The organism is Caballeronia udeis, from assembly GCF_001544555.2.
Lineage (GTDB): Bacteria > Pseudomonadota > Gammaproteobacteria > Burkholderiales > Burkholderiaceae > Caballeronia > Caballeronia udeis.
This window is the reverse complement of sequence record NZ_FCOK02000007.1, coordinates 24,474-50,402: the sequence shown is the minus strand read 5'-3', so window position 1 is coordinate 50,402 and position 25,929 is coordinate 24,474. Positions and strand designations below refer to the sequence as shown.

At 61.5% G+C, this 25,929-nt stretch carries 23 protein-coding genes; 11 read left to right on the top strand and 12 right to left on the bottom strand.

Annotation, left to right across the window (positions count from 1 at the left end):
- Positions 1-633: 633 nt before the first annotated feature.
- From AWB69_RS07450 to AWB69_RS07440, 3 genes are read right to left on the bottom strand one after another with little or no spacing between them, the layout of a single operon-like run.
- Positions 634-2,109 carry an efflux transporter outer membrane subunit gene (locus tag AWB69_RS07450; protein ID WP_062083830.1) on the bottom strand — a complete coding sequence of 492 codons (1,476 nt, stop codon included), beginning with the start codon at positions 2,107-2,109 and terminating at the stop codon, positions 634-636.
- The gene (locus AWB69_RS07445; RefSeq protein WP_082913298.1) at positions 2,106-5,324 is read right to left on the bottom strand and encodes an efflux RND transporter permease subunit; all 3,219 of its coding nucleotides are present in this window, start codon (positions 5,322-5,324) and stop codon (positions 2,106-2,108) included. Before AWB69_RS07445 ends, AWB69_RS07450 begins: the two co-directional genes overlap by 4 nt.
- Entirely contained in the window at positions 5,321-6,511 is a 1,191-nt protein-coding gene (locus AWB69_RS07440; RefSeq protein WP_156528773.1) for an efflux RND transporter periplasmic adaptor subunit, read from the bottom strand. Before AWB69_RS07440 ends, AWB69_RS07445 begins: the two co-directional genes overlap by 4 nt.
- A 334-nt stretch (positions 6,512-6,845) precedes the next feature.
- Here AWB69_RS07440 and AWB69_RS07435 point away from each other — a divergent pair, with 334 nt between their 5' ends.
- On the top strand, positions 6,846-7,466 hold the full coding sequence (locus tag AWB69_RS07435) for a TetR/AcrR family transcriptional regulator (RefSeq protein ID WP_062083827.1): 621 nt from the start codon (positions 6,846-6,848) through the stop codon (positions 7,464-7,466).
- A gap of 68 nt (positions 7,467-7,534) precedes the next feature.
- On the opposite strand, the gene AWB69_RS07430 is transcribed toward AWB69_RS07435, so the two are convergent.
- From AWB69_RS07430 to AWB69_RS07415, 4 genes are all read right to left on the bottom strand, one after another.
- The gene (locus tag AWB69_RS07430) at positions 7,535-7,777 is read right to left on the bottom strand and encodes a DUF2795 domain-containing protein (protein WP_062083825.1); all 243 of its coding nucleotides are present in this window, start codon (positions 7,775-7,777) and stop codon (positions 7,535-7,537) included.
- 56 nt (positions 7,778-7,833) lie between these two features.
- A complete protein-coding gene (locus tag AWB69_RS07425) occupies positions 7,834-8,109 on the bottom strand; it encodes a hypothetical protein (RefSeq protein WP_062083823.1) in 276 nt (91 codons plus the stop codon).
- Positions 8,110-8,393: 284 nt separating this feature from the next.
- Complete coding sequence (locus AWB69_RS07420) at positions 8,394-10,130, bottom strand: ClcB-like voltage-gated chloride channel protein (protein ID WP_062084063.1); 1,737 nt, start codon at positions 10,128-10,130, stop codon at positions 8,394-8,396.
- Between the two features lie 101 nt (positions 10,131-10,231).
- On the bottom strand, positions 10,232-12,565 hold the full coding sequence (locus AWB69_RS07415; RefSeq protein ID WP_082913297.1) for a heavy metal translocating P-type ATPase: 2,334 nt from the start codon (positions 12,563-12,565) through the stop codon (positions 10,232-10,234).
- A gap of 81 nt (positions 12,566-12,646) precedes the next feature.
- On the opposite strand from AWB69_RS07415, the gene cadR reads away from it, so the two are divergent.
- Positions 12,647-13,078 (top strand): Cd(II)/Pb(II)-responsive transcriptional regulator, encoded by a 432-nt coding sequence (gene cadR / locus AWB69_RS07410; protein WP_062083820.1) that lies wholly within the window; start codon positions 12,647-12,649, stop codon positions 13,076-13,078.
- Positions 13,079-13,171: 93 nt separating this feature from the next.
- Here the strand turns inward: cadR and AWB69_RS07405 are convergent, their stop codons facing one another.
- The 3 genes from AWB69_RS07405 to AWB69_RS07395 all read right to left on the bottom strand — a co-directional run bounded on the left by AWB69_RS07405 (position 13,172) and on the right by AWB69_RS07395 (position 15,989).
- Positions 13,172-13,975, bottom strand: coding sequence for an aldo/keto reductase (locus AWB69_RS07405; RefSeq protein WP_062083817.1), 804 nt, complete (start codon positions 13,973-13,975; stop codon positions 13,172-13,174).
- 45 nt (positions 13,976-14,020) lie between these two features.
- Complete coding sequence (locus AWB69_RS07400; RefSeq protein WP_062083815.1) at positions 14,021-14,755, bottom strand: glutathione S-transferase; 735 nt, start codon at positions 14,753-14,755, stop codon at positions 14,021-14,023.
- A 157-nt stretch (positions 14,756-14,912) separates the two neighbouring features.
- Positions 14,913-15,989: a YeiH family protein gene (locus AWB69_RS07395; RefSeq protein WP_062083813.1), complete on the bottom strand. Its 1,077-nt coding sequence runs from the start codon at positions 15,987-15,989 to the stop codon at positions 14,913-14,915.
- Positions 15,990-16,097: 108 nt separating this feature from the next.
- Here AWB69_RS07395 and AWB69_RS07390 point away from each other — a divergent pair, with 108 nt between their 5' ends.
- The 8 genes from AWB69_RS07390 to AWB69_RS07355 all read left to right on the top strand — a co-directional run bounded on the left by AWB69_RS07390 (position 16,098) and on the right by AWB69_RS07355 (position 23,776).
- Positions 16,098-16,988 carry a LysR substrate-binding domain-containing protein gene (locus tag AWB69_RS07390; RefSeq protein WP_062083811.1) on the top strand — a complete coding sequence of 297 codons (891 nt, stop codon included), beginning with the start codon at positions 16,098-16,100 and terminating at the stop codon, positions 16,986-16,988.
- 284 nt (positions 16,989-17,272) lie between these two features.
- A complete protein-coding gene (locus AWB69_RS07385; protein ID WP_062084059.1) occupies positions 17,273-18,007 on the top strand; it encodes a sugar phosphate isomerase/epimerase family protein in 735 nt (244 codons plus the stop codon).
- Between the two features lie 43 nt (positions 18,008-18,050).
- On the top strand, positions 18,051-19,052 hold the full coding sequence (locus AWB69_RS07380) for a sugar kinase (RefSeq protein ID WP_062084056.1): 1,002 nt from the start codon (positions 18,051-18,053) through the stop codon (positions 19,050-19,052).
- Between the two features lie 51 nt (positions 19,053-19,103).
- Positions 19,104-20,402 carry an MFS transporter gene (locus tag AWB69_RS07375; RefSeq protein WP_062083809.1) on the top strand — a complete coding sequence of 433 codons (1,299 nt, stop codon included), beginning with the start codon at positions 19,104-19,106 and terminating at the stop codon, positions 20,400-20,402.
- 37 nt (positions 20,403-20,439) lie between these two features.
- Entirely contained in the window at positions 20,440-21,408 is a 969-nt protein-coding gene (locus tag AWB69_RS07370) for an NAD(P)-dependent oxidoreductase (RefSeq protein WP_062083807.1), read from the top strand.
- 79 nt (positions 21,409-21,487) lie between these two features.
- Positions 21,488-22,558 carry a LacI family DNA-binding transcriptional regulator gene (locus tag AWB69_RS07365; RefSeq protein ID WP_062083804.1) on the top strand — a complete coding sequence of 357 codons (1,071 nt, stop codon included), beginning with the start codon at positions 21,488-21,490 and terminating at the stop codon, positions 22,556-22,558.
- A 20-nt stretch (positions 22,559-22,578) separates the two neighbouring features.
- A complete protein-coding gene (locus AWB69_RS07360) occupies positions 22,579-23,406 on the top strand; it encodes a YhfC family intramembrane metalloprotease (protein ID WP_062083802.1) in 828 nt (275 codons plus the stop codon).
- Position 23,407: 1 nt separating this feature from the next.
- A complete protein-coding gene (locus tag AWB69_RS07355; RefSeq protein WP_062083800.1) occupies positions 23,408-23,776 on the top strand; it encodes a DUF3022 domain-containing protein in 369 nt (122 codons plus the stop codon).
- A 51-nt stretch (positions 23,777-23,827) separates the two neighbouring features.
- Here the strand turns inward: AWB69_RS07355 and AWB69_RS07350 are convergent, their stop codons facing one another.
- Both AWB69_RS07350 and AWB69_RS07345 read right to left on the bottom strand, forming a co-directional pair.
- The gene (locus AWB69_RS07350) at positions 23,828-24,265 is read right to left on the bottom strand and encodes a PGDYG domain-containing protein (RefSeq protein WP_062084054.1); all 438 of its coding nucleotides are present in this window, start codon (positions 24,263-24,265) and stop codon (positions 23,828-23,830) included.
- A 181-nt stretch (positions 24,266-24,446) separates the two neighbouring features.
- Complete coding sequence (locus AWB69_RS07345; protein ID WP_062083798.1) at positions 24,447-24,974, bottom strand: Spy/CpxP family protein refolding chaperone; 528 nt, start codon at positions 24,972-24,974, stop codon at positions 24,447-24,449.
- Positions 24,975-25,326: 352 nt separating this feature from the next.
- Here AWB69_RS07345 and AWB69_RS07340 point away from each other — a divergent pair, with 352 nt between their 5' ends.
- Complete coding sequence (locus tag AWB69_RS07340; protein ID WP_062083796.1) at positions 25,327-25,788, top strand: Lrp/AsnC family transcriptional regulator; 462 nt, start codon at positions 25,327-25,329, stop codon at positions 25,786-25,788.
- The last annotated feature ends 141 nt before the right edge of the window (positions 25,789-25,929 follow it).

Genomic DNA, 25,929 nt, shown 5'->3' with positions numbered 1-25,929 from the left:
CGCTGGCGATGCTGGCAACGCAGCGTGGATTTGTCCGGACGATGTGAACCGATCGGCGGCCGGTGCGCTCCAGGCATCGTCAAGTGCGAGAGTGGGTGCTGCGGGGTTGCTCCATGGGTCGTCGGCAGCGAGCTGGGGCGCGGCGCGACTGCCCCATTGCTCACCCGCGGGCACGTCGGCAGAGGCGGATTCTCCCGCGCGGGCTGTTGCGTGCATCAAACCAAATGCAGCGCACGCCAGCGCGACTTTTTCCAGTCCTGAATGAACGAGCCGAAGCAGGTCACGGAGCGATGGGCGAGACATGGCATTTCCCTTGAATACACGAAAGCCCGCAAGCCTATGGGAAAGTGCAGTCCGAAATAACGCGACTTATCCGAATAGTGGAAGGTTTCGGCGAAGAAGTTGAGTTGCGGGGAGGTTATGGGCGCATTTGGATAACAGCGGGATGTTTCGGCGACCCTGAATTGTGACATTCGATGTCTTTGATCCCTGGCTTCTCCCAGCGATGCGCGGGATTGTCCGGTTGTCCTGATGATGTGCAAAGGGCCATTCCGACTCGCGTCGGAACAGCCCTTTGCATATGGCGCCTGCTTCAGTTTCTACACGTCGGGCTGGAATGCGACCCGGCCGCGGTTATTTCCCTGTCTCCGCCGCTTTCGCCGCAGCGGCAAGATTCGCCGCACTGCCGGTCGGAGAGCCCATGGCCTGGAACAGCAACGCGGTGTCGCTCAGGCGGGCGCTTTCATAGCGGATAGCATCGAGCCGCGCATTGCGATACTGGCGCTCGCTCGCACGTGACGCCGAGGGCGGAATCGCCCCAAGCCGCTCACGCGCAGCCGAATCCGTGAACGCGTTCATTGCCGTGCGGCTGGCGGTATCGGAGAAACTGAGTGCCTGGTTATCCTGCTCGAGCGCTGCGAGCGAGTCCGCCACGTTGCGGAACGCGGTGAGCACCGTTTGCTTGTATTGCGCCACGGCCGCCTCGTAGCTCGCCTGCGCCGCGCGTTTTTGGGCAAGCAATGCGCCGCCATGAAACAGCGGTTGTGACAGCGACGCGCCTACACTCCAGATCGCGCCTGCGCCCGACAAAGCGGTTGGCCAGCTAAAGCCCCCTTTTCCCATCGATGCCGATAACGACAAGCTAGGGAACAGCTGCGCCGTCGCGACGCCGACCTGCGCGGCGGCGGCTTTGAGCAGCGCATCGGCGGCCTGGATATCCGGGCGGCTGGCAAGCAATTCCGATGGCACGACCACCGGCACATTGCCTGGCACGGTGAGCGACGCGAGATCGAGATCCGGCGGCGCCTGATCCGGTGTACGGCCGATCATGACGGCCGTCGCATGACGCGTTGCAAGCCACTGAGCCCGTAGCGCCGGCAGCGAAGCGGCGAGCGCGGCGGCGTTTGATTGCGCGTTGAGCGCGTCCGAACGCGACGCCGAGCCCAGTTCGTAGCGGCGCTGCGTTTCCCGTGCGTCTTCGTCGGCGAGGACGATCAGCCGCTCGGTCGTATCGATTTGCGCGCGTAACGACGCCGCGCCGATCGCGCCCGTGACAATGTTCGCGGCGAGTGCGCGGCGGGCGGCATCGAATTGCCAGGACTGGCTGTCTACCTGGGCGGCCAGCGCCCGGTCCGCAAGACGCGCCGCGCCGAACAGGTCGAACGTGTATTGCGCCCGGACCTGGCCGACAAAGAGGTTGTAGAGCGCCGTGGGCGGCCCGAAGTTCGGCACGCCGATTGCACGTTCACGGTCCGTCTGGCCGCCCAGGTCGATGCTCGGCAGCATCGACTCGCCGACTTGCGCGCGCAGTTGTTCGCGCGCCGCAGCGAGGGTTTTGTCCGTCGCGGCCAGGCTCGGGCTGTTGCGCAAGCCTTCATCGACCAGTGCGTTCAAAGGCTCGGAACGGTACAGCTTCCACCACTCGGGCACCGGTTTTGCACCGGCGTCGAAGCTTTGCGATACCCCTTCGGCCGCCACGGTGCGCACTGGTTGCGCGTCGGCGCCGTAATGGGCCACAGCGGGCATGACGGGCGGTTTTCCGTCCGGGCCGAACGTGCAGGCTGCAAGAGCGGCGGTGAATCCGAGTGCAGTCAGATAAGCGTGTTTCATGACTGGCCTCCTTGACCGCGATCGGGTGCGGAGGGCGTGTCCGGATCTTTAAACCCCGCGCGCTCGTTATGCCGAACCCTGAACGAAGCCGCATACAACGCCGGCAGATAAAACAGCGTGAGCACGGTCGCGCTCGTGATTCCGCCCATCAGCGCGGTCGCCATCGGGCCGAAGAAGTTGCTGCGCAAAAGCGGAATCAGCGCAAGAACGGCAGCGGCGGCGGTCAGCGTGATCGGCCGGAAACGCCGCACGGTGGCGCCGACAATGGCGTCAAAGCGTGGATGCCCCGCGGCAATGTCCTGCTCGATCTGGTCGACGAGAATGACCGAATTGCGCATGATGATCCCGAACATGGCGATTACGCCGAGCATGGCGACAAACCCGAACGGCTTGTTGAACAGCAGCAACGCCAGGACCACGCCAATCAGCCCGAGCGGCGCGGTCAGCACCACCATCATCACGCGCGCAAAGCTCTGCAACTGGATCATCAGCAGCGTCAACACGACGATCGCCATGATCGGCATCTGTGCGTTGATCGACGACTGGCCCTTCGCGCTCTCCTCAACCGGGCCACCCACTTCTATGCGGTACCCCACCGGCAAGCCGGCGCGCAACGTGGCGAGCTTCTTTTCGATCGCATTCGTCACGTCGATACCCTGCGCACCCGGCTTCACATCCGATTGCACGGTGATGGTCGGCTGACGATCGCGTTCCCAGATCACGCCATATTCCAGGTCGTTCACCACGTGCCCGATCGTTCCCAGCGGCACGGGTCCGTTAGGCGTAGGCATTGCAAGCGTGGCAAGCCTGGCCGGATCGACCCGTTCGCTTTTCGGCGCACGCAAGTCCACGCTAATGAGTTTGTCGTGTTCACGATACTGCGTGACGGTATAACCCGTCAGTTGCATTGCGAGGAAATCCGATACGTCCTGCGAACTGATACCGAGTTCACGCGCCTTCTTCTGGTCGATATCGAAGCGTACCGAGCGCTCCGACGGTTCATCCCAGTCGTACTGGACATTGGCCGTACCGCTGTCCGCGCTCATTTCAGCAAAGACCTTTTCGGCGATACCGCGCACCGTCGGCAGATCGTCGCCGCTTACGCGGAACTGCACCGGATAGCCAACCGGTGGACCGTTTTCGAGCCGCGACAAACGCGTGCGAATGGACGAAAATTTCTCGCGCAGCACAGGCTCGAGCCAGCGCGCGAGCTTCTCGCGATCTTCCACGGACTTTGCCGTAATCACGAACTGCGCGAAGTTCGCCACCTGCAACTGCTGGTCGAGCGGCAGATAGAAACGCGGCGCACCGGAGCCCACGAAGTTCACCACATGATCGATCTCGGGGCGTCCCTCCAGCACCTTCTCAAGACGTTTCGTCTCGCGCAGCGTGGCCTCGAACGAGGCGCCTTCCTGCAGCCGGACATCGACGAGCAGTTCGGGGCGGTCCGAGCTCGGAAAGAATTGTTGGGGGATAAGTGTGAACCCCGCCAACGCGATCACGAACAGCACGAGCGTGATGCCCAGCACCACGAAACGCCGCTCGATACACCATGTCAGCCAGCCACGCAGACGAGTGTAGAACTTGGTGTTGTAGATATCGTGTTCATGATCGTGGGCGTGATGCGCCTCACGCTTGCGCTCGGGCAAGAGCTTGTAGCCGAGCAGCGGAATCAGCACGACCGCTGCGAACCATGACGCGATCAACGCGATGGCCGACACCTCGAAGATCGAGCGTGTGTACTCGCCGGTGCTGGATTTGGCCAGCGCGATCGGCAGGAAACCGGCGACTGTTACCAGCGTGCCCGTGAGCATGGGGAACGCGGTGCTGGTGTAGGCGTAGGCCGCGGCACGCGAGCGGATCCAGCCTTGTTCGAGCTTTACCGCCATCATTTCGACAGCGATGATCGCGTCGTCGACCAGAAGGCCCAGCGCGAGGATCAGTGTTCCGAGCGAGACCTTGTGCAGGCCGATATCGAACAGATACATGAAGAGGGCGGTGACCGCGAGCACAACGGGGATCGAGATCACGACCACCATGCCGGTACGTACGCCAAGCGACACCAGGCTCACGATCAGCACGATGATGACGGCTTCGGCGACCGCTTCAAGAAAGTCATCGACCGACTTCGATACCGCATTTGGCATGCTCGATACTTCGTTGAGCACGAGCCCCGCGGGGAGTTGCGCACGCAACTCGGCGACCTTCGCGTCGAGCGCCTTGCCCAGCTGCACGACGTCCTGACCCGGCTGCATCGTGATGCCAATACCCAGCACCGGCTTTTCGCCCGAGCGCATCTGCGTGGCGGCAGGATCGAGATAACCGCGCTTGATGGTCGCTATGTCGCCAAGACGAAACGAGCGCCCGTTGACGCGGATCAGCGTATTGGCTAGCGCTGCCATGTCGGTGATCTGGCCGGTCGGCCGCACGAACACGCGGTCGTCGGGCGTATTCAGCGTGCCCGAGGGCGCAACGGCATTCTGGCCGTCTATAGCCTGCGCAATCTGCTGCGGCGTGATGCCAAGCCGCGTGAGTTGCGTATTCGCTATTTCGATATAAACGCGCTCTTCCTGGTCACCGAAGTAATTGACCTTCGCCACACCGGGCACCCGCAACAGGACTGTGCGCAGCGAGTCGGCGTAATCGTGAAGTTGCACCGGCGAGAACCCGTCACCCTCCAGCGTGTAGATGTTGGTAAAGACATCGCCGAATTCGTCGTTGAAGTACGGACCTTGCACGCCTCTTGGCAGCGTGTACGCAATGTCCCCGACTTTCTTGCGCACCTGATACCACTCCTCGGGCACGTCCTTCGCGGGCGCGCCGTCCTTCATCGAGAAGAACAGCAGTGATTCACCGGGGCGGGAGTAACTGCGCAGGAAATCGGTTGCAGGCGTTTCCTGCAATTTCTTCGCGATCTTGTCCGTGACCTGTTCCTGCATCTGCTGTGCAGTGGCTCCAGGCCAGAAGGTCTGGATGACCATCACGCGAAAGGTGAACGGCGGGTCCTCCGATTGCGCGAGCCGGGTGTACGCCAGGACGCCGAAGAGGGTCGCCATGGCGATCAGGAAGACGACCAGCGCCTGATGGCGCAAGGCCCAGGCGGAGAGATTGAAACTGCCTTCTTCGTGACGATAATCGCCCGAGGCTGCAGCAGCGGCGTTGGCAGCGGCTGCCGATGCAGCGGCGTCCGATGAATCTCGTTCGTGGCCGCTCATGACGCGAAATCTTCCGGATGCAAGGGCGCAACCACGCGTACTTTCTCTCCGGCGGACACGGTATGGACTCCTTGCCATACCACGCGCTCGCCGGGCGAGATGCCGTTTGACACCGTCACGGTGCGCTCACCGTATCGAGACACATCCACGCGCCGCAATTCAAGCGCCCCGTCTGCTTTCACGACCCAGACGGCAGGCAGTTTGCCCGCGTGGAAAAGCGCAGTGGAGGGCAGCGTGAACGCCTGCGTTGACGTACCCGACGTACCCGATGCACCCGATGCAGACACACGCGCGAAAGCCACGTCGGCCGTCATGCCCAGCCGGACGTCCGGCGTGGGGGCTTCAAGCGTCATCCTGACGCGATAGGTCCGGCTTTGGGGATCGGCGGCGGGAGACACCTCGCGAACAAGGGCCGCGAACTGCTTGCCCCCAAGCGCGGCGAGCGTCACGCTGGCTTTCTGGCCGACCGTGAGCGACCCGAGCGTGGTTTCCGGCACGTCCGCCACCACGTCGATCTCACCGCTCCACGCCAGGTTATAGACGGCTTGTCCCGCTGACACGTTCTGTCCTGTGTCAGCCTGTTCCGCCGTGATGACACCGGCGCGGTCGGCGACCAGCGTGGTGTATTTCAATTGATCAGCCGACAACGCCGCCTGGGCTTGTGCCTGGTTGCGCTGCGCGAGCGCGGCTGCGTAGGCGTTTTCGGTTTGTTCGAGTTGCGCGCGGGCGATCAGGTTTTCCTGCGCCTGGGCGCGGTCGCGCGTGAGTTGCTGTTCTGCATAAGTGAGCTGGTGCTGGGCGGCGGAGAGTTGCGCGGCCGTGCTCGCGGCGTTCTTGGCATTGTCGGCGGGGTCGAGCTTCGCCACGATCTCGCCAGCTTTCACGCTGTCGCCAAGACGCACGCGCCGCTCGATGATCTTCCCGCCTACGCGAAACGACAGCGGGGTTGAGTACCGCGCTTCGATGGTGGCGGGCAGCGACGACTGCACACTGTGCGTATCGGCAACGGCCGCCATGGCGACCACCGGACGCAGCGCCGCCGGGGGCGTTTCCTTCTTGCCGCATGCGCTGAGCGCAAGCAGGGCAACCACGCCGAGCGACCACGCAAGGGGACGGCGAACAGGAGAAGATCCCCGCTGCCTGGAAACCTTGCCCGACCCGGGCAAAATGGCCAACCCGGCCGACATGGCTGACATCAACCGCGCTCGGAGTGATGACAATGACAGTGAAGACGCCGACATGCGGCGACAGACTTGCAGAATCACGAATGACCTCGGCGCAAAGGCTTCCCGTGCCTGCAAGACGGACTTGCACACACGTGCGGCACGCAGCGTCAACATATGCCGCTGCGCATTTTCAAGATGAGGCGCTATTTGGGGCGGGGTACTTGAACAGGCGGCATGCTTCGCCCACCATGCTTCCCAGCACCTCGCCGTCAGATACGCGATGAATTCTAATACAACTGTGAATCTGAAATCAAAGCCGTATCATAATCCAATTTTGAGATGCTAAACTCGACAGATGAAACGAATTCGCCTTACCCGGGAGCAAAGCCGTGATCAAACGCGTCAGCGTTTGCTTGACGCCGCCCAAGCTGTTTTCATGAAGAAGGGGTTTGTTGCCGCCAGTGTCGAGGACATTGCGGCGGCGGCGGGTTATACGCGCGGTGCGTTCTATTCGAACTTCGGCAGCAAGTCGGCCTTGTTTCTGGAACTGCTCAAGCGCGATCACGACGGGATCATGAGCCGCCTGCATTCCATCTTCGATGGCGAAGCGAGCCGGGCCGACATGGAAGCCCGCCTGTTGCAGTACTACAGTGAGTGCTACCGCGACAACAAGTGTTTTTTGCTGTGGGTGGAAGCGAAATTGCAGTCGAGCCGCGATGCGAAATTTCGCGCGCAATTCAATGCATTCATCCGGGAATTGTTGCAGCACACGACTGCGTACATTGTCGCGTTTTCAGAGCGGGCAGGGACGCCGTTGCCCATGCCGGCGGAGCAGTTGGCGCTCGGGCTGACGGCCTTGATTGATGGCATGCAGTTTTTCTACACGTCGGATCCGCAGGCTTGTGGCAGCGAAATGTCCGAAGCCGTCCTGGCAAAATTTTTCAGCCGGGTGGTGTTCGGAGCCGAGGTGGCCTGAGGCTTGTTCGGGCGAGCTGAACGCTGCTTAAGAACGCCGCCTGAGAACGCTGCCTGAGCTAAGCCCGCTTATATTGCGATCCCCGAACCGCCATTGCTTCCCAGCAACTGCTCTATGGCGTCGGCATTCGCATAATCCTGCTCAGGCAAACCATCGAACACGGCAATCACGTCGTTGCTTGCGCCCGCAGCGCGCGCCGCATCGACAATGCCATCCTTGTTGGTCGGATAGGTCAGGTCGCGCAGGACCTCTGCGATTTCATCGTCGATCGGTTCGTCGTTCAAGCTGGCATTCACGTGCGTATCGGTCATCGGTGCCCTTGATTGTCTTATTGGTCCATCCGAGTCGTTGCGCTCACGGCGGAACGTCAAGTCTGCACTTGTATCACCTGGCTTGCCATGCCGTGGCTGGGCGAGTGCGATTTCGGTATCTCTACTTGAAACCAGTGCGCGTGATCGAGTGCCTGTGCGCGCACGTCCGGCGCGGGCGGCGCGACTGGCGGGGCATTGGCGCGAATGGCAAGCTCCGCACGCATCGCTTGCGCCTGGCGAGCAGCATAAATGCCCGCGTCGTCCGTACGGATAGGCGCGGCGTAACACGACACGGATACCAGAACCATTGATAAAGCTGTTGAGGTTTTCATCGCTCAACCCTCCAGACACTAAGTCCACACGCGTACGCAAGCGGTGCAAAAGCAGCAGAAATACAAGGTCGTACGGAGAATAGTAGCGGGGAATCGAGCAAACGCCATGCCAATCGATTTGTGCGATTTTCAGGCGCTTCACCTGATGAATAGCACCTGCGTGCCAAGCCTTCCTTCAAGCGGAGCCGGCGCCCGTTCTTCAAGCGAATTCTAGAATCCGGTCTTCAGCGTGCGTTTCACGGGGCAAGCAGGTATTGCCGCAATTTTGCACGCGTCGGGAAATTTCAACGCGATGCCGGGTTCAGACGGAAGTAAGCATCGAGAAGCGATGTCTTGTAGACCACGCCGAGTAACACCGGCCGGGTCGGGCAATCGATGACCGGCAGACGTTCGCCCTGGAACGCGAGGAAATGCTGCAGCGCTTCGCCCAGCGACATGTCCGGTGTAAGGACATCGAAATGAGCTTGCAGATAATCTTCAGCGGTTTTCACCTCGGTGTCGTGTTCCTCGAGCAGATCGGACGTGATGTCCTTGAGCGCCACCACGCCGCGAAACTGGCCGTCCGAATCCACGACGTAAAGGTACTTCACCGGATACTCGAGGAACACGCGGGTCATCGTCTTCACGTCTGCGTCGAGCGGCACGACCGTGTCAGCCGGTTTCACGAGTTCGCGCATCTGCGTGGCGGCAAGCCGCATGCGCTCTTTTTCATCGCGGTTGCGGCGCAGCGTGACCTCGTACATCGATGTCTGCGCCGATGCCCGCGCAATGAAAAATGCCACCACGCACGAGAGCATCAGCGGCAGCATGACCTGATAACTCAGCGTCATTTCGAAGATCATCAGGATTGCCATCAACGGCGCGTGCGTGGCGGCAGCGAGGAACGCGCCCATCCCGACCATCGCGTAAGCAAAGGGTGCGGACGTGGAGTGCGGCCAGATCGTATGCGCCGCGAGCCCGAACAGGCAGCCGACCACCGCGCCCACGAAGAGCGTCGGCGTGAAGATCCCGCCGACCGCGCCGGAACCCGCGGTTGCCGCGGTCGCGACGATCTTGAAGAACAGCACTGCAGCCAGCGCTTCCCAGGTCCACGAATGATGCAGGAGCGAGTTGACGACTTCATAACCGTTGCCCCAGACCTCCGGGTACCAGATCGAGATCACGCCCACAATCAGGCCGCCGAATCCCAGGCGGATCGGCAAGGGCAGGGGCAGCTTGGCGAAGCGTTGTTTCGACGCAGCCAGCAGGCGCAGGAAATACGGCGCCAGCACGCCGCAGAGCAATCCGAGCACGACGAACAGCAGCACTTCTACGCCGGTGACAGTCGGGAATACAGGCATTTCGTAAGGCGGCCGATAGCCGGCGAACTCGCGCATGGTGATGTTCGCGACCACCGAGGACACCACGATTGGCCCGAAACTTTCCATGGCCATGGAGCCGAGCACGAGTTCGGTGACGAAGAACGCGCCGGCGATAGGCGCGTTGTACGCCGAGGTGATCCCGGCTGCGGCACCGCAGGCCACAAGCAGACGCAGGCGCGGCGGGTCGAAGTGGACCCAGCGGCCAATCAGCGACGCGCACAGCGCCGCGAGTTGCACCATCGAGCCTTCGCGCCCGATGGAACCGCCGCTGGCGATAGTGAACAGCGACGAGATGCTGCGCCACATGCTTTGCCAGACCGGGACGACGCCGTCGCCAATGGTTACGGCCTCCATGTAGTCGGCATTCGCCTGACCCGAGTTGCGACGCCGCGCGATCAGCAGGCACACGCCCGCGATCAGCCCGCCCGCCGTTGGCAGTGCGACGCGCACGGGCCAGGGCAGGCGTGTCGCCATCTCGACAAAGTTACTGTTGGCGCCGCCGAAGAGCCGCTGCAATTCGTCGATACCCTCGCGGAACGCCGAAGTCGCGAATGCGCCGGCCACGCCGACAATCACGGCCCACACGAGCATGGTGTGGGCTTCGGAGAAACGGAACCGGATCTGGGCCCGGGTGCGAAGTTTAAGCAGGAATGAAAGCACGTGAGCTTGAATGTTGGAGCGAGTCGGCGAATGTGCGGGCAAGGATATCATTCGCGCAGCAGAAAAAACGTCACAAACCCGACTCTCCATGTGCTTCGGCGTTACTTGCGCAACAGCCTGAGGCCGTTGCCAATTACCAGCAGACTGGCGCCTACGTCGGCGACCACTGCCATCCAGAGTGTCGAGGAGCCAGCGAGCGCCATGATCAGGAATGCAGCCTTGATGCCGAGCGCCAGCGTGATGTTCTGGACCAGAATGGAATGCGTCGCTTTCGATAGACCGATGAACACGCCCACCTTGCGAAGGTCGTCGTCCATCAGCGCCACATCGGCCGTTTCAATCGCAGCGTCCGAGCCCATGACGCCCATCGCAAAGCCAATATCCGCGCGCGCGAGCGCGGGCGCGTCGTTGATGCCGTCACCGACCATGCCGACCCGCGCGCCGTTTTCAGCAAGGGCCGCTATGGCGCCGAGTTTATCTTCGGGCAGTTGGTTGCCGTACGCTTTATCGATACCGACCTCCCGTGCGATGGCCGCAACGGCGCGTTCATTGTCGCCGCTCAGCATCACGGTGCGGACATCCAGCTTGCGAAGCGCGGCGATCGCGTCGCGGCTGCCCTCGCGGATTTCATCGGCGACAGCGAACAGCGCGAGCACGCCTTTTTCATCCATCAGCATGACGGCCGTCTTACCCTCGCTTTCCAGTACATCCAGACGCGCGGCAGTGTCAACGCTCAGGAAGCCGCGCTCCGCGACGAGACGTCGGTTGCCAAGCGCATAGCTGCGCCCGTCCAGCACGCCTTGCACGCCGCGGCCGGGCAGTGCTTCAAACGCTTCGACCTTGACGCGGTTCAATTCCTCGATGTTTGCCGCTTGTGCGACCGCTTTGGACACCGGGTGATCCGAGCGCCCCGCGAGACTGGCAGCGAGGAGGCCGCAAAACTGCGCGTCGGCGCCACTCATGATGTGGACGTCCGTCTGAACGGGAACGCCACGCGTGATGGTGCCGGTCTTATCGAACGCGAGAGCGGTTAGCGTGCGTCCCATTTCGAGATAGACGCCGCCCTTGATGAGAATTCCCTTGCGGGCGGCAGACGCCAGGCCACTCGCGATCGTCACCGGCGTCGAGATGACCAGGGCGCACGGACAGGCGATGACGAGCAGCACGAGCGCCTTGTAGATCCAGGTCTGCCATGCGCCGCTGAACAGCATGGGCGGTACGATCGCCACGAGCAGGGCGAGCGCAAAGATGACAGGCGTGTAGATACGCGCGAATTGGTCGACGAAACGTTGCGTGGGCGCCTTTGACGCTTGCGCCGCCGATACCGCATGAATAATCCGCGCGAGCAGGGTGCCATCGGCGCGGGCCGTGACGCGATAGTCAAGCGACCCTGACGCGTTCAGCGTTCCGGCAAAGACGGCGTCGCCGGGGGTTTTGTCGACGGGCAGGCTTTCACCGCTGATCGCTGCCTGATTGACCGCCGAGCGACCCGACGTGACGACACCGTCAAGTCCTATCCGCTCGCCGGGCTTGACGCGCACAATGGCGCCGATCCCGACCTGACGGGAATCGACGTCGCTCCACGTGCCATCGGCCTGTTGCTGGGTCACGCGATCCGGCGAGAGTTGCAGCAGTTTGCCAACGGCATTGCGTGCCCGGTCAAGCGATTTCGATTCGATCAGTTCAGCGAGGCTGAACAGCACCATGACCATGGCGGCTTCCGGCCACTGGCCGAGCATCAGCGCGCCCGTGACGGCAATGCTCATCAACGCGTTGATATTGAGATTGCCGTGACGCAGCGCGATCCAGCCCTTCTTATAGGTGCCGAGGCCACCCACAATGACGGCGATCAGCGCAAGCGTTGCCGCTATAGCGCTGGGTAGCGAGGTCAGCAAACCCCATGAGGGCAGCCAGGCAGGTCTGAACTGCGGCAACCAGGCGGGAAGCCAGTTCGACATGGAAGCGCTAAGCGCGGCGAAGCTCAGGATCTCGGAACCCACTGCTGCGACGCCAGCCAGCGCAAGCGGCCACGCGCGACGGCGCTTCGGTGGAGGCTCATCCTTGCTTGTGCTATCAGGGTCGATAATCGCCGCGGACATACCCAGGGAGTGAATCGCCTGAGAGATGGATTCTTGCTGTCCGGGCGCGTGCCTGACTGTCACCCGGCGCTGCATGATGTCGAAGTCCATGTCGCTAACGGCGGGCAGTGAGGACAGCTTGTTCTGGATCAGCGCGATCTCTGCGGCGCAATCCATCTCCTCAACGAGAAAGACGCTTCGGGTGTCCTCGGCCGCGGTAGAAGGTAATAAATTGTCGCCTGACGGCTTGGCCGGCGAGCGCTCCGCATTGTCGGCAACCTCAACGTGAGCATGCGTGCAGCACGCCGCGTCATGGTCCAGCGGGGCGGCCTTGATAGCAGGGAAACGATCAACCATGTGGCCTCCAGAGGCAATGTATGATTCAGTAGACGCCCTGAAGTCACTTCAAGGTCAAGCGTTGACCGGGAGCGCAAGCAAATGAGAATTGGTGAACTGGCGAAAATGGCTCAGTGCACGACTGAAACCATCCGCTTCTACGAGAAAGAGGGCCTGTTGCCGCACGCCAACCGGACGGATTCCAATTACCGGAATTACACGGAAGCGCACGCGGAACGGTTGCGGTTTATCCGTAATTGCCGCGCACTGGATATGACGCATGACGAGATCCGAAATCTGCTCAGCGCAACCGATGCGCCCGGCGAACCGTGCGGCTCAATCAATTCGCTCGTCGATGAACACATTCTTCATGTGGACAGGCGAATCGAGGAATTGACGCAACTCAAGGCGCAACTGGTTGCGTTGAGGGGGCAATGCACAACGGAAGAATCGGCGACGGACTGCGGCATTGTCCACGCGCTTTCTACGAACGATGTCGCGCCCGCACGCGAGAAGCGGACCCATTTGGGCTGAATGGGCTGAATGGTGAAGCGGCGCGGGTTCTGAAAACCCGGCCTCGCTACAGCGAAGCCAGGCTCTTTCTCTTTCCTGCGTCAATCCGCGAAGTCACCACTTCGGCGCAAATGGCGGCTTCGCGTTTCGTTGGCCTTCGTCGAGCGCATCGATCTTCGCGATATCGTCGGCGTCCAATTTCACCTTCTGCGAGTCCCAATTCACCTGCTGATGTTCCGGATTCGTGGATGCCGACAGCACCACGATATCGCGTGACAGCAGCCACGCAAACGTCACCTGGGCGGGCGTCACGCCATGCTTCTTCGCGATGGCAACCAACGTGGGGTCTTTGTGCGCGCGGCCTTCGCCGAGCGGCATATACGCGGTCACCTTCACGCCGAGCTTTTGCGTTGCCTCCACCAGCTTGCGGTTCGCGAGGAACGGGCTGATTTCGAACTGGTTGGTCACAATGCCCTTGCCGCCGGGCGCGTTCAACGCTTCTTCGAGCAACGGCGCCGTGAAGTTCGACACGCCGAAATACCGGATCAACTGCTGTTTCTGTGCGTCCTGAAAACCCGCGATGGATTCGGCGATAGGCACCACGCTATCCGGCGACGGCCAATGAACCAGCGCGAGATCGATCGTGCCGATGTTCAGCTTCCTATGGCTTTCGACAAGGCTTTTAACGACATCGTCACGACGCAGCCGGTCGTGCCAGACCTTCGTGGTGACCCAGATATCTTCACGTGGCACGGCCGAATCGCGCACACCTTTGCCGACGGCTTCTTCGTTCTTATAGAGCTGCGCGGTATCGATATGGCGATAGCCAAGTTGCAGTGCGCTCGTGACAGCCTTGGCGGTTTTCTCCGCGTCCACGCGAAAGGTTCCGAGTCCGAAGGCGGGGATTGTTTCGATCATCTGATGCTCCTTGTGATTACGTTTATCAGCGATAGTCCGGCTGGCTCAGGCGTCCTGGTCCAGTTCCGGGTAATGGCGGAAGATGCCGGATTCGTTGAAGGGAATCCGTCGTTCTGATTCGACATAAGCCGCAATATTCGGCCGTTCCAGCACGGCATCGTGCAACGCTGTGACGCGCGGGTACAGGCCGCCGAACTTTTTCATTGCGCGGGGAAAAGCGTAGTGAAGGCCCTCGACAACTTGAAATATCGACAGATCCACGTAGGTGGTCGTGTTGCCGATCACCTGCGTGTCGCCGTGGGGATTTTGCGCAAGCACCCGCTCGAAATAGCCGATGAACTTGGGAACCCGGTTCTCGATGAAATCCTTCGCGCGCTTCTTCGCTGCGTCCTTCTGGTCTTCGTAGTAAAGGCCGTTTGCCAGCGGATGATGGGTGTCGTGGACTTCCGCCACCATGTCCGTGATTGTCAACTGCAAGCCGTGCGCGACATAACGCAGCCCTTCGTCCTTCGGCGCGAGACCGAGCTTCGGCGCGAGATACTGCAGGATGTTCGCAACGTGCGGGATGATCAGTTCTCCATCCTTCAGGAATGGCGGGGCGAACGGAATGTGCGGCTCGGTCTTGCTGTTCATGATCTTCAGCATGGCGCCCGTGCCTTGTCCGTCCTTCTTCGCGCCCCGTGAAACGTCGACATAATCCGCGCCGGCGTCTTCCAGCGCGAGCCGGACGAATTCGCCCCGGCCTTGAAGACCGTCCCAGTAATACAGTTCGTAGGCCATCGGCAATATCCTCGCGGTTGTGATTGCTGGAAACCCAAAAAGAGAAGGGTAGCAACGTGCGTGCCGTTACGCTTGCATGACGCTTGTCACTTCGCTGAAAAGCAAAAACCCCACGCGGGTGGGGCTTTTGTTCCTGTAAGCGGCACCTCTACGAACGTTACCCGAGCAGGCGCTCGACGCCCATGGTTATCGCGAGTCCTCCCCCGATCAGCCAGGCATAGACGATGGCGCCGGTCACCAGCGCGCGCGGTCCGGCGCGGCGAATCTGCTCGATCCGTGTTTCGATACCCAGTGCGGTCATCGCCATGGTCAACGCGAACGTATCGAGCGTGTTCAGCGTGTGCGTCGCGGTATCTGGCAAAACATGCAACGAATTCACGATCACGAGCGCGAGGAAGCCGAGCGCGAACCAGGGAATGGCCAGCTTGCGCCTGGTGCCGCTACCGTCGGCCTGACCGTTGTTACGCGAGCGGTTGATCCACATGCCGATGCCGAGCAGCACCGGCACGAGCAGCATCACGCGCGTCATTTTCACGATGGTCGCGATATGCGTCGCTTCCGGGCTCACATTGCTGGCCGCGCCGACCACCTGAGCCACTTCGTGGATCGTGCCGCCGAAAAACAGGCCAACGCCCAGCGTGTCCAGATGCAGCCAGCCGAGGTGCAACGCGAGCGGGTAGAGGAACATGGAGAGCGTGCCGAACAGCACCACGCTGCCGACCGCCATGGCGCTTTTATGCGGCTCCGACTGCAAGGTTGATTCGAACGCGAGCACTGCCGCGGCCCCGCAGATTGCGCTGCCGGCCGCTGTCAGCAAGGCCGTGTCGCGGTCGAGCTTCATCAGCTTCATGCCTGCCCACGTGCCGACGGCGAGCGTGCTCACCACCACCAGCACCGACACCGTCAGCCCCGGCAGCCCGACCTGCGCGATTTCCTGCAGGCTCACGCGCAGTCCGAAGAAGCCGACTGCGATACGCAGCAGCTTGCGGGCGGAGAAGTTCACGCCCGACGCCCAGCTTTCCGGCATGCCGTCCCGCAGTGCGTTGCCGTAGATAGCTCCGGCAACAATGCCGATGATCAGCGGACTGAGTCCCAGATTTGCGATGAACGGCAGCGCCGCCAACTGCGTGACGGCGGCGGCGAACAATGCGACGAACAAGATACCGTTCAGTTGACCACGCGTCTGACCGGTTGGAGTTGCGTGGGATGCGACAGGAGTGGCGAGCGAGTTCACGGGTTTTTCCGTTTCGATTTGACGTGGCTAATCCTATTCTCGATATAACGATATGAAAAATTGTCATTTAGGATGTAAACTATCCGCTCAGCCGATAGTTGAACCACTATGACCGCAGACCAGCTTATAACTTTCGCCACTGTCGCCGAGCACGCGAACATCAGCCGGGCAGCACTTGCGCTGCATTTGTCGCAGCCGGCTGTATCGGGGCAATTGCGCCAATTGCAGGACGAATTCGGCGAGCCTTTGTATCAGCGCGATGGCCGCGGCATTCGGCTGACCGCCGCCGGCGAACAGCTCGCGGTTTATGCCACGCGGATTCGGGAGACCGTCGGGCAGGCGCATGCGTACCGGAATGCGCTGCGGGGGCTCGAGCGCGGCACGTTGAGGATTGGCGCGAGCACGACGCCCGCGAGTTACCTGTTGCCGTACCTGATCGCGGAGTTTCATCGGCAGCATCCGGATGTGGCGGTTCACACGATCGACGGTAATACGGCCGAGATTGTCGCTGCACTGAGTTCACTGGATATCGCGATGATCGAAGGGCCGGTGGGCGCCGATCTGCCGCCCGGAACTGAAGCCACGCCGTGGCGCGAGGACGAAATCGTGGCAATTGCGCCGCGCGGGCATCCGCTGGCGGCCGCCTCGGGCGGGGTGACCCTGGAAGCGGTGTGCGCCCATTCGCTGGTCCTGCGCGAAGGCGGGTCGGGCGTGCGCCAGTTGGTCGAACGCGCGTGCGCGCGGGCAGGTGTGCAGATGAGGGTCGCGCTGGAAATCGCGGGCGTGGAAGGCGTGAAGGAAGCGGTGCGAGCGGGAATGGGAATTGGTTTTGTGTCGGCGATGTCGATGCGCCATGAGGACGGCGCGTTGCAGCGTTTGCGAATCGCGCCGGAACCGCTGACGCGGCGGTTTTCGATCCTAATGCCGCATGGAGCGGCGGCGTCGCGGGCAGCGGCGCGGTTTTACGCGCTGTGCGTGGCGGATGGGGCTGAAAAATAGGCTTGAAAGCGGTTTGCAGCGAGTTTGACAGCGTGGTTTCGGGGCGAGAAGAAGACGCCCTAGGGAATTCCAGAATAGCGCGCCCGGACCCCTCGGGCGCATCATGCCGAAACACTCAGACGCGACACGCGTCTTTTTTGAAATTTGTTCTTGGAACCGGTTCCATTGGCCGGTTAAAGGTAAATTCCGCTGTGGAACACGGCAATTCTGGAAATCTGATCAAAAATACCCGAGCTGATGCGGCTGTCTCCGTGGTGATCGTGGCGAGTGCATTTGGCGCGGAAATGATCCGCCGCGACGGCCACGCGGCTTGGGGCGAAGTCGCAGCAAAAGCAGGCGCGGCCGGTTTCGAAGTCCGCCGCGAATTGTTCTCCAGAGAGACTCAATCGCAGCCCGCTTCCTTGTACGAACTCGGTCAGCGAATCCGGTCGGCCGGCATCTGGCCCGTTTATTCCACCCCCGCGACCCTTTTCGACGATACCGGCGCCCTCGACGAGTGCGCGATAGAGGAGACACTGGACGAAGCTGCTGCGCTTGGTGCGCGTATCGTCAAATTCCAGCTCGGCGGGTCAGAAAGCGCCGGCACGGCGACGGATTCCGCGACACTCGATCGCCTGATCGCCGGTATCCGAAATTCCAAAGCGCAGGTTGTCGTCGAGAACGGCCAGCTGAAAGCGGGCGGCACGATCGATGCGTTCTCCACTTTGTTCGAAGCATTGGAAAACCGCTCGCACACGCTCTCGATGACCTTCGACACCGGCAACTGGCAATGGGCGCAGCAGGATCCGCTGGAAGCCGCGAGGCGCCTGGCCAAATACGTGGGTTACGTGCATTGCAAAGCGGTGCAGGGTGAAGGCGCGCGACGTTTCGCGACGGCCCCCGCAACCGACGACGCGCACTTCGCCGCGTTGCTGGCGTCTCTGCCGGCCGATGTTCCGCGCGGTATCGAATTTCCATTCGACCAGGACAATCTCGCGGCCGATGCTGCGCGCTACGTCAGACAACTTGCATTGGCTTGAAAATTTGCCTGCACACCCCTCAATGAATGACGAAGGACCGCTTATGAAAACCTCTCTCGATGTCGTGACCTACGGCGAAGCCATGACGATGTTCGTCGCCGCCGAGACCGGCGATCTCGCGAAGGTCGGCCAGTTCACCAAGCGCGTGGCCGGCGCGGACCTGAACGTTGCGATCGGTTTGTCGCGGCTCGGTTTCCGGGTCGGCTGGATGAGCCGCGTAGGCAAGGATTCGTTCGGCCGGTACGTACTCGACGTGCTCGCGCAGGAAGGAATCGACGCGGGTTGCGTGACCATCGACGAGCGTTATCCGACCGCTTTCCAGCTCAAATCGAAGAATGATGACGGCAGCGATCCGGCGATCGAGTATTTCCGCAAAGGGTCGGCGGCAAGCCATTTGTCGCTCGACGACTACGTGGCGGACTATGTGCTGGGTGCGCGCCACCTGCATCTGACGGGCGTCGCACCGGCCATTTCGGCGACCTCGCGTGAGCTCGGGTTCCACATGGCGCGGGAGATGCGCAAGGCGGGCAAGACCATCTCCTTCGATCCGAACCTGCGTCCCACGCTGTGGCCGTCGCGCGAAGCGATGGCGGAGTCGCTGAACGCGCTGGCGGCGCTGGCAGACTGGGTGATGCCGGGCGTCAGCGAAGGCAAGATCCTGACGGGTTTCACGAAGCCCGAGGACATTGCGCAGTTCTATCTGGATCAGGGCGCGAAGGGCGTGGTGGTCAAGCTCGGGGCGCATGGCGCGTACTTCCGGACCGCGGACAAGGACGAAGGCACGGTGCCGGCGATCCCCGTGAAAAATGTCGTCGATACGGTCGGCGCGGGAGATGGTTTCGCCGTCGGCATAGTGAGCGCGCTGCTGGAAGGGCGCGACGTGCGACACGCACTGACACGCGGGAACCGCATCGGCGCTCTGGCGATCCAGGTGATTGGCGATAGCGAAGGTCTCCCGACCCGCGCCGAACTCGATGCGCTGGAACAAGCGGGCGGCAACGGGACGCAAGCCAGCGGCGCGGCAGCAGCCAACGTCGCCTTATAAGGGCGCTTCATAGCCGCTTCATAGAGCAAAGAGCCAAGGACGGAGACAATCATGCAACCAGCCAGTGCCAATACCAGTACAGTCAAGCTCGCGGTGCGCCGCTGGTGGACGATCATGCCGATCGTGTTCATCACGTACAGCCTCGCGTATCTCGACCGTGCGAACTTCGGCTTCGCTTCGGCGGCCGGTATCAATCACGATCTCGGTATCAGCAAGGGGCTGGCGTCGCTGATCGGCGCGTTGTTTTTCCTCGGCTATTTCTTCTTCCAGATTCCCGGCGCGATCTACGCCGAGCGTCGCAGTGTGAAGAAGCTCGTGTTCGTGAGCCTGATCCTGTGGGGCGGCTGCGCCGCGCTGACCGGCGTGGTCACCAACATCCCCTCGCTGATGGTGCTGCGTTTCATGCTCGGTGTCGTGGAAGCGGCCGTGATGCCCGCGATGCTGATCTTCATCTCCAACTGGTTCACGAAATCCGAGCGCTCGCGCGCCAACACCTTCCTGATCCTGGGCAATCCGGTGACGGTGTTGTGGATGTCGGTGGTATCGGGTTACCTAATCAATTCATTCGGCTGGCGCCACATGTTCGTGGTGGAGGGCGCGCCGGCCATTATCTGGGCGGTGATCTGGTGGTTCATCGTGCAGGACAAGCCGGCGCAGGTTAAGTGGTTGTCCGACCAGGAAAAGCGCGATCTGGACAACACGCTGCGCGCGGAACAAGCGGCGATCAAACCGGTCAAGAACTATGGCGAGGCGTTTAAATCCGCCGCGGTGATCAAGCTGTCCGCGCAGTATTTCTGCTGGAGCATCGGCGTGTACGGCTTCGTGTTGTGGCTGCCGTCGATCCTCAAGAACGCGTCCACGTTCGGCATGGTCGAGACGGGGTGGTTGTCGGCCGTGCCATATCTCGCCGCGACCATTGCGATGATCGCGGCGTCGTGGGCGTCGGACAAACTCGAGCGCCGCAAGTTGTTCGTGTGGCCGTTCCTGCTGATCGGCGCATTCGCCTTCGCGGGATCGTACCTGCTTGGATCGACGAGTTTCTGGGGCTCCTATGCGCTGCTCGTTATTGCGGGTGCGGCCATGTATGCGCCGTACGGCCCGTTCTTCGCGATCGTGCCTGAGTTGTTGCCGAAGAACGTGGCGGGCGGCGCCATGGCGTTGATCAACAGCATGGGTGCGCTCGGATCGTTTGTCGGTTCGTATGTGGTCGGGTACCTGAACGGCGCGACGGGCTCGCCGGCGGCGTCGTATGTGTTCATGAGCGCTGCTCTGGTGGCGGCCGTCATACTGACGCTGGTCGTGAAACCGCAGCCCGTCGCAGCCGCCGCTAAACTGGCTACACGTGCTTGAGACACCAACCTATCTTGATCCCACAGGACCTGTTTCGATGAAAAGGAAAATCGTCGCGTATAAGTCGTTGCCGGCGGACGTGCTTGCGTATCTCCAGGAACACGCGGACGTCACGACCGTCGACCCGAAGCAGCACGACGCGTTTGTTGCAGCGTTGAAGGATGCGGATGGCGCGATCGGCGCGAGCACGCAGATCACGCCGGCCATGCTCGAAGGGGCGACGAAGCTGAAGGCGCTGGCGACGGTTTCCGTTGGTTTCGATGCCTTCGATATCGCCGACCTGAACCGCCGCGGCATCTTGCTCACGAACACGCCGGACGTGCTGACGGAATCCACGGCGGATACGGTTTTCGCGTTGATCCTTGCGAGCGCGCGCCGCGTGGTGGAACTTGCAGAGTGGGTGAAGGCGGGCCAGTGGACGAAGAGTATCGGCGAAGAGTATTTTGGCGTTGATGTTCAGGGCAAGACGCTCGGTATCATCGGGCTGGGGCGCATTGGCGGTGCGGTAGCGCGGCGCGCGTCGCTAGGCTTCAGGATGAACGTGCTGTACACCAACCGCAGCCCGAATGCGCAGGCTGAACGGGACTACGGCGCGAAGAAAGTCGACCTCGACGAGTTGCTGGAGACCTCCGATTTCGTGCTCCTGCAAGTTCCGCTGACCGCCGAGACGCACAACCTGATCGGCGCCGTGCAACTGAAAAAAATGAAGCGTAGTGCGATCCTGATCAACGCATCGCGCGGACCGACGGTGGATGAAGATGCGCTGATTCAAGCGTTGCAGGACGGTACGATCCTGGGCGCGGGCCTCGATGTGTTCGTCAAGGAACCGCTGCCCGCCGACTCGCCGTTGCTCAAGATGAAGAACGTGGTGGCGCTGCCGCATATTGGCTCGGCCACGCACGAAACCCGCCACGCGATGAACAAGAACGCCGCGGAGAACCTGATCGGTGCGTTGAATGGCACGCTGACGAACAACATGGTGAATCCGGAAGCATTGAAGCGCTGAGCGGCTTGACGAGAAGCTTGCTGCAAAGGACTAAGCGCGCCCTGGCGCGCTTTGTTTTTATCGGGTGTCAAACGAGAACATGGCCAGAGACAATTTTTCGAATGACCGGCGCGCGACCATCACCGACGTCGCGCGCGAAGCTGGCACCGGCAAGACCAGCATTTCGCGCTATCTGAACGGCGAGACGGGGGTGTTGTCGACAGAATTGCGCGAGCGTATAGAAGAGGCGATCGCGAAGCTCGATTACCGCCCCAACCAGATGGCGCGCGGGTTGAAACGCGGGCGCAACCGGCTGGTCGGGATGCTGGTCGCGGACCTCACGAATCCGTACTCCGTCGAGGTGCTGCAGGGCGTGGAAGCAGCCTGTCACGCGTATGGTTATATGCCGCTGATCTGCCACGCGGCGAACGAGGTCGACCTGGAGCGTCGATACCTGCAACTGCTGACCACGTATCGTGTGGAGGGCGTGATTGTGAATGCGCTCGGCGTGAAGGAGGATACGCTGGAATCGCTCACTCGCGGCGGTGTGCCGGTCGTGCTGGTGGATCGTGCAGTCGAAGGGCTCGTCACCGACATGGTCGGTCTGGACAATACCGAAGCGGTGCGGATGGCGATCCGCCATCTCGTCAGCCAGGGTTTCGATGAACTGCTGTTTGTCGTCCAGCCGTACGCGCAGGTCAGCTCGCGGCGCATGCGCGAAGCGGCATTTCGTGACACTATCGGCGCGCTCGGCGTTTCCAGAGTCTCCGGCGCCACGATCGTGCTCGATCTGGATAATGACGAAACCCTTGTTGAAATCGATGCGCGCATCGACGCCGCCCAACGGCAGAACCGCCGCATAGCGCTGTTCGCGGCGAACGCGCCGGTCGCATTGCGGGTTGCGCTGCACCTGAAGGATCGTCATGGCGTCGACTGGCAGCGGCGGGTGGCGCTAATGAGTATCGACGACTCCGAGTGGGCCGAGCTGGCCGGAATGACGACCGTGCGGCAGCCGACCTATAGCATAGGCGAGCGCGCCGTCGAGTTCCTGCACGAGCGCATTGAAGGTGCGGTCGTGGCGGCGCGAGAATGCCTGCTGCCGGGCGAACTGGTCGTGCGGGCATCGACGTCTGCAATGGCGTCGTCACCAACGAATCATGGCGGCACATAGTTCTTGAGGAAATTTAATTAATGGTAAGTGCCTTGACGCTGGTCTGTCTCACCCTCGCGACGCTGCTGATTGCCGCGTTGCCCATCTGGCTGTATCGCAAGACGAAACCCCGGTTTGGTTTCGAGCGGCGTGACGCGATTGTCGGAATCGCGGTCTTCGCACTGTTTTCGATGGTGATCGAACGTGGCTTGCACGGGCTCGTGCTGAGCAATGCGACGACCGTCGGTCTGCTGATGAATCCGGCCATTTTCGTGATCTACGGCGCGCTTGCGACGGGTATTTGCGAGGAGGTCGGGCGCTATGCCGGCATGAAGTGGTTGATCAAGCGCGATCCCACTTCGTTGGAGCGCCCGGGCACGGCGCTGGGTTATGGAATCGGCCACGGCGGCGCGGAGGCCTGGCTTGTCGGCGTGCTGGTGCAACTGCAGTGGATCCTCTACGCGCTGCTCGCCGATCGCGGCATGCTCGATCAGTACTTCACGAGCGTCCCGGCCGAGTCGCTGCTGCGGCTGCACGCCGTGCTCGGCAGTCTCGCGCCGGAATCCGCCGCGTTGTTCCTGGTCGAGCGGGCCGCCGCATTCGTGTTCCAGGTGGGCTTGTCGGTGGGAATGTGGCACATGCTGCGTGAACGTTTCCGCTTTACGCTGCCGTTCATGATCGTTGCGCACGCGCTGATCGCGTTGCCGGTTGCGCTGTATCAGGCGCAGTTGATTCCGCTGCTTGCCGCCGACGCGGTGTATCTCGTGTTCGGCCTGATCGTGATGCGTGCGCTGCGGCGCTATTTCCTGGGCGTGGCGGCAGCCGCGAATCGAGCGGCGCGTACGGCGCGTGCAGAAGCCGGAGACTGAGATGGACGACGAATATCAATACGACTGCCCGAGTGCCGATATCGAATTGCTGGCGCGCGTGGTCAACGACCTGTTCCCGGAGCAGACGCAATTCGCCGAGCGCCCCGGCGACGACGGCCAGCTCTCACTCGTGATTCACTACGTGGCGATGCGCTTCGGGGCGACGGCGCGCCGTATAGCGATTGATATCCGCTTCGATCCCGCCGCACTCGCACGTTACAGGGCGATGCCGCCGCGTCTGCACGCGCGCAGCTATGCGGTGCTGCGTGCCTATGTGGAAGCCACGCTGGGCTCGCTCGAGGAGATGTACGCAGCCGGGGAAACGGTGCCGCGCACGGTCGAGATCGATATAGGCGAGGATTTTGCGTAAGCGTCACGTCTGGCGCGCACAGAGTGCCCGGCCTTGGTGAGGCTATGGAGACTATAAAACGCGCTTATAAACCTTGGCGAAACGGGCGGCCTTGACTACTCCATAGTCTCCCGGCGCGTATTGCATGACCCAGTCGCCCGCTTCGCCGTGAAGCACATCGCCGGCTTCCGAACGCGCGATTGAAAACGCTTCGTGCATTTGCTTGGCGAGGACCGCGACCGGCACGTTGCGGTATGTCCCGGGATGACCATGAGTAAGACCGTCGTGCGCGGCGTACTTTGCATCGAACCGATCCCGCGATACCACCCAGCGCTCGCCGGTCGCGCCGGTGATCAACGCATCGCCGGGCGCGTAGCGGTTCGGACCTTCCAGGCTCATCAGCGAGCCCGGTTCTTCAGCAAACTGGACCGCGACGGTTTCGTCTTTCACCACGCGATGCGCGGCGGGGTCAGCGGTAAGGTCGAGATGGGCGAGGGTGATTGGTGTCATGCGGATGTCATGGAAACACTGAAACGTGAATAATCCGCGATCGTAACGCCAAGCTCCCTGTTGTGCATACCGCAATGTGAAAGCGCTCGCATCGAAACCACGATGCGAGCGCTTTTTCACGGGTTTTAACTGGAAAACCCGCGTGCAGTCCAGTCTTCAGATCAAGCCGTTACCGCAAGGCTCAAGGCTTTGTGGTCGAAGCGCCATCAGCCGCTGCGGTTGCCGGCGCCTTGCGATGCGGCTCACGTCCCTTGTGCTCGCCCCGCTTGCCTGACTGGTGGAAGCTTGCGTCGGCGAGTTTCTTCTGCTCGGGTGAAAGGCTTGCATACAGCGGTTCGAAGGCCTCGACCAGACGCTTCGTGCCGTCCGCGTGCGCCTGGGTGATCTGCTCGTACTGCTTCATGTCGTCGAGCGCGCTCGTGTTGTCGCTCAGCGCCATGCGTTGACGGTACAGCTCACCCATGGTGTGGCCGTTGTCGCGCATGACGTCGGCAAACTTGTTCCATTGCTCGTCCTGGGCCGGGGTGATCTTGAGCTTGGCATGCAGTTCCGAAATGCGCTGCTCAACGCGCGCCTCACGTTCCTGGGCGTGTGCCATGGCCGGTGCCGATGCGCCTGCTGGCGCAGCAGGTGCTGCCGGAGCCGACGATTGGGCGAATGCCGTGGAAAGGGCCAGCGAGGCAGCCAGTGCAACGAATGTTTTTTTCATGAGTGACACCTTGGGTCCATTAAGAAGGGGCAAGCAATACACGAAAAGATAACGTGTGATGTTTGGCCGACGGCGCTATTAATATCACGTTAGCGCGTGCCGTTGCTTTGGTTGCCACAACTGCTTACAACCGATACGTCTGCGAAAAAAACGTGTTGAGAGAGCAAGCCGGGTTCGCAGGGGTAGGAGTTTAACCAACAAGCAAGGGCGGACGCAGTTTGATGTTGCCGTGTTTTAATGTCTTTCTGTTTCAAGCTTTTGCCTGATTCAGGATGTCGTACATGAAGTCGTGCATGACTGCATGCAGCACTTTCACCGATTTAGACAAAACCAAACAAAAGGATCACGCTTTATGCGACCGCCGCGCCTCGATCAGCTCGATGACATCGACCGGAACCTCGTCGCGTCCTTGCAGGAGAACGCCCGGGAAAGTGTGTCCGAGCTTGCGCGTCAGCTCGGCGTTGCGCGCACGACGGTGATCGCGCGGCTTGCGCGGCTTGAAAAGACCGGCGTGATAGCAGGGTATGGCGTGCGGCTGGGACAAGACGTGCTCGACGCCAGCATCCAGGCCTACGTGGGCATCAAACTGGCGCCGAAGTATGGCCGCGACGTGCAGAAGCGCTTCGCCAGGATGCCCGAGATGCAACTGCTCTGCGCCGTGAGCGGCGAGTTCGACTATGTTGCGTGGCTGCGAGCGGATTCCCCGGACCGGCTGAACGATCTGCTCGATGAAATCGGTGGCCTGGAAGGCGTTGAACGCACGACGACATCGATCATTCTTGCCCGCAAGGTGGATCGCGGCGGCTTGGGTTAAGAAACCCCTTCGTCAGGCGTGGCTGAGCGATTTCATGCAATTTGTCGTAAATAATCGTCAAAACGTCGAAACTGATGGTCGATCCGCATCATTTTGCGTCTTTTATCAATATTCATGCGCTCCTAAACTGGTGGTCGGAGA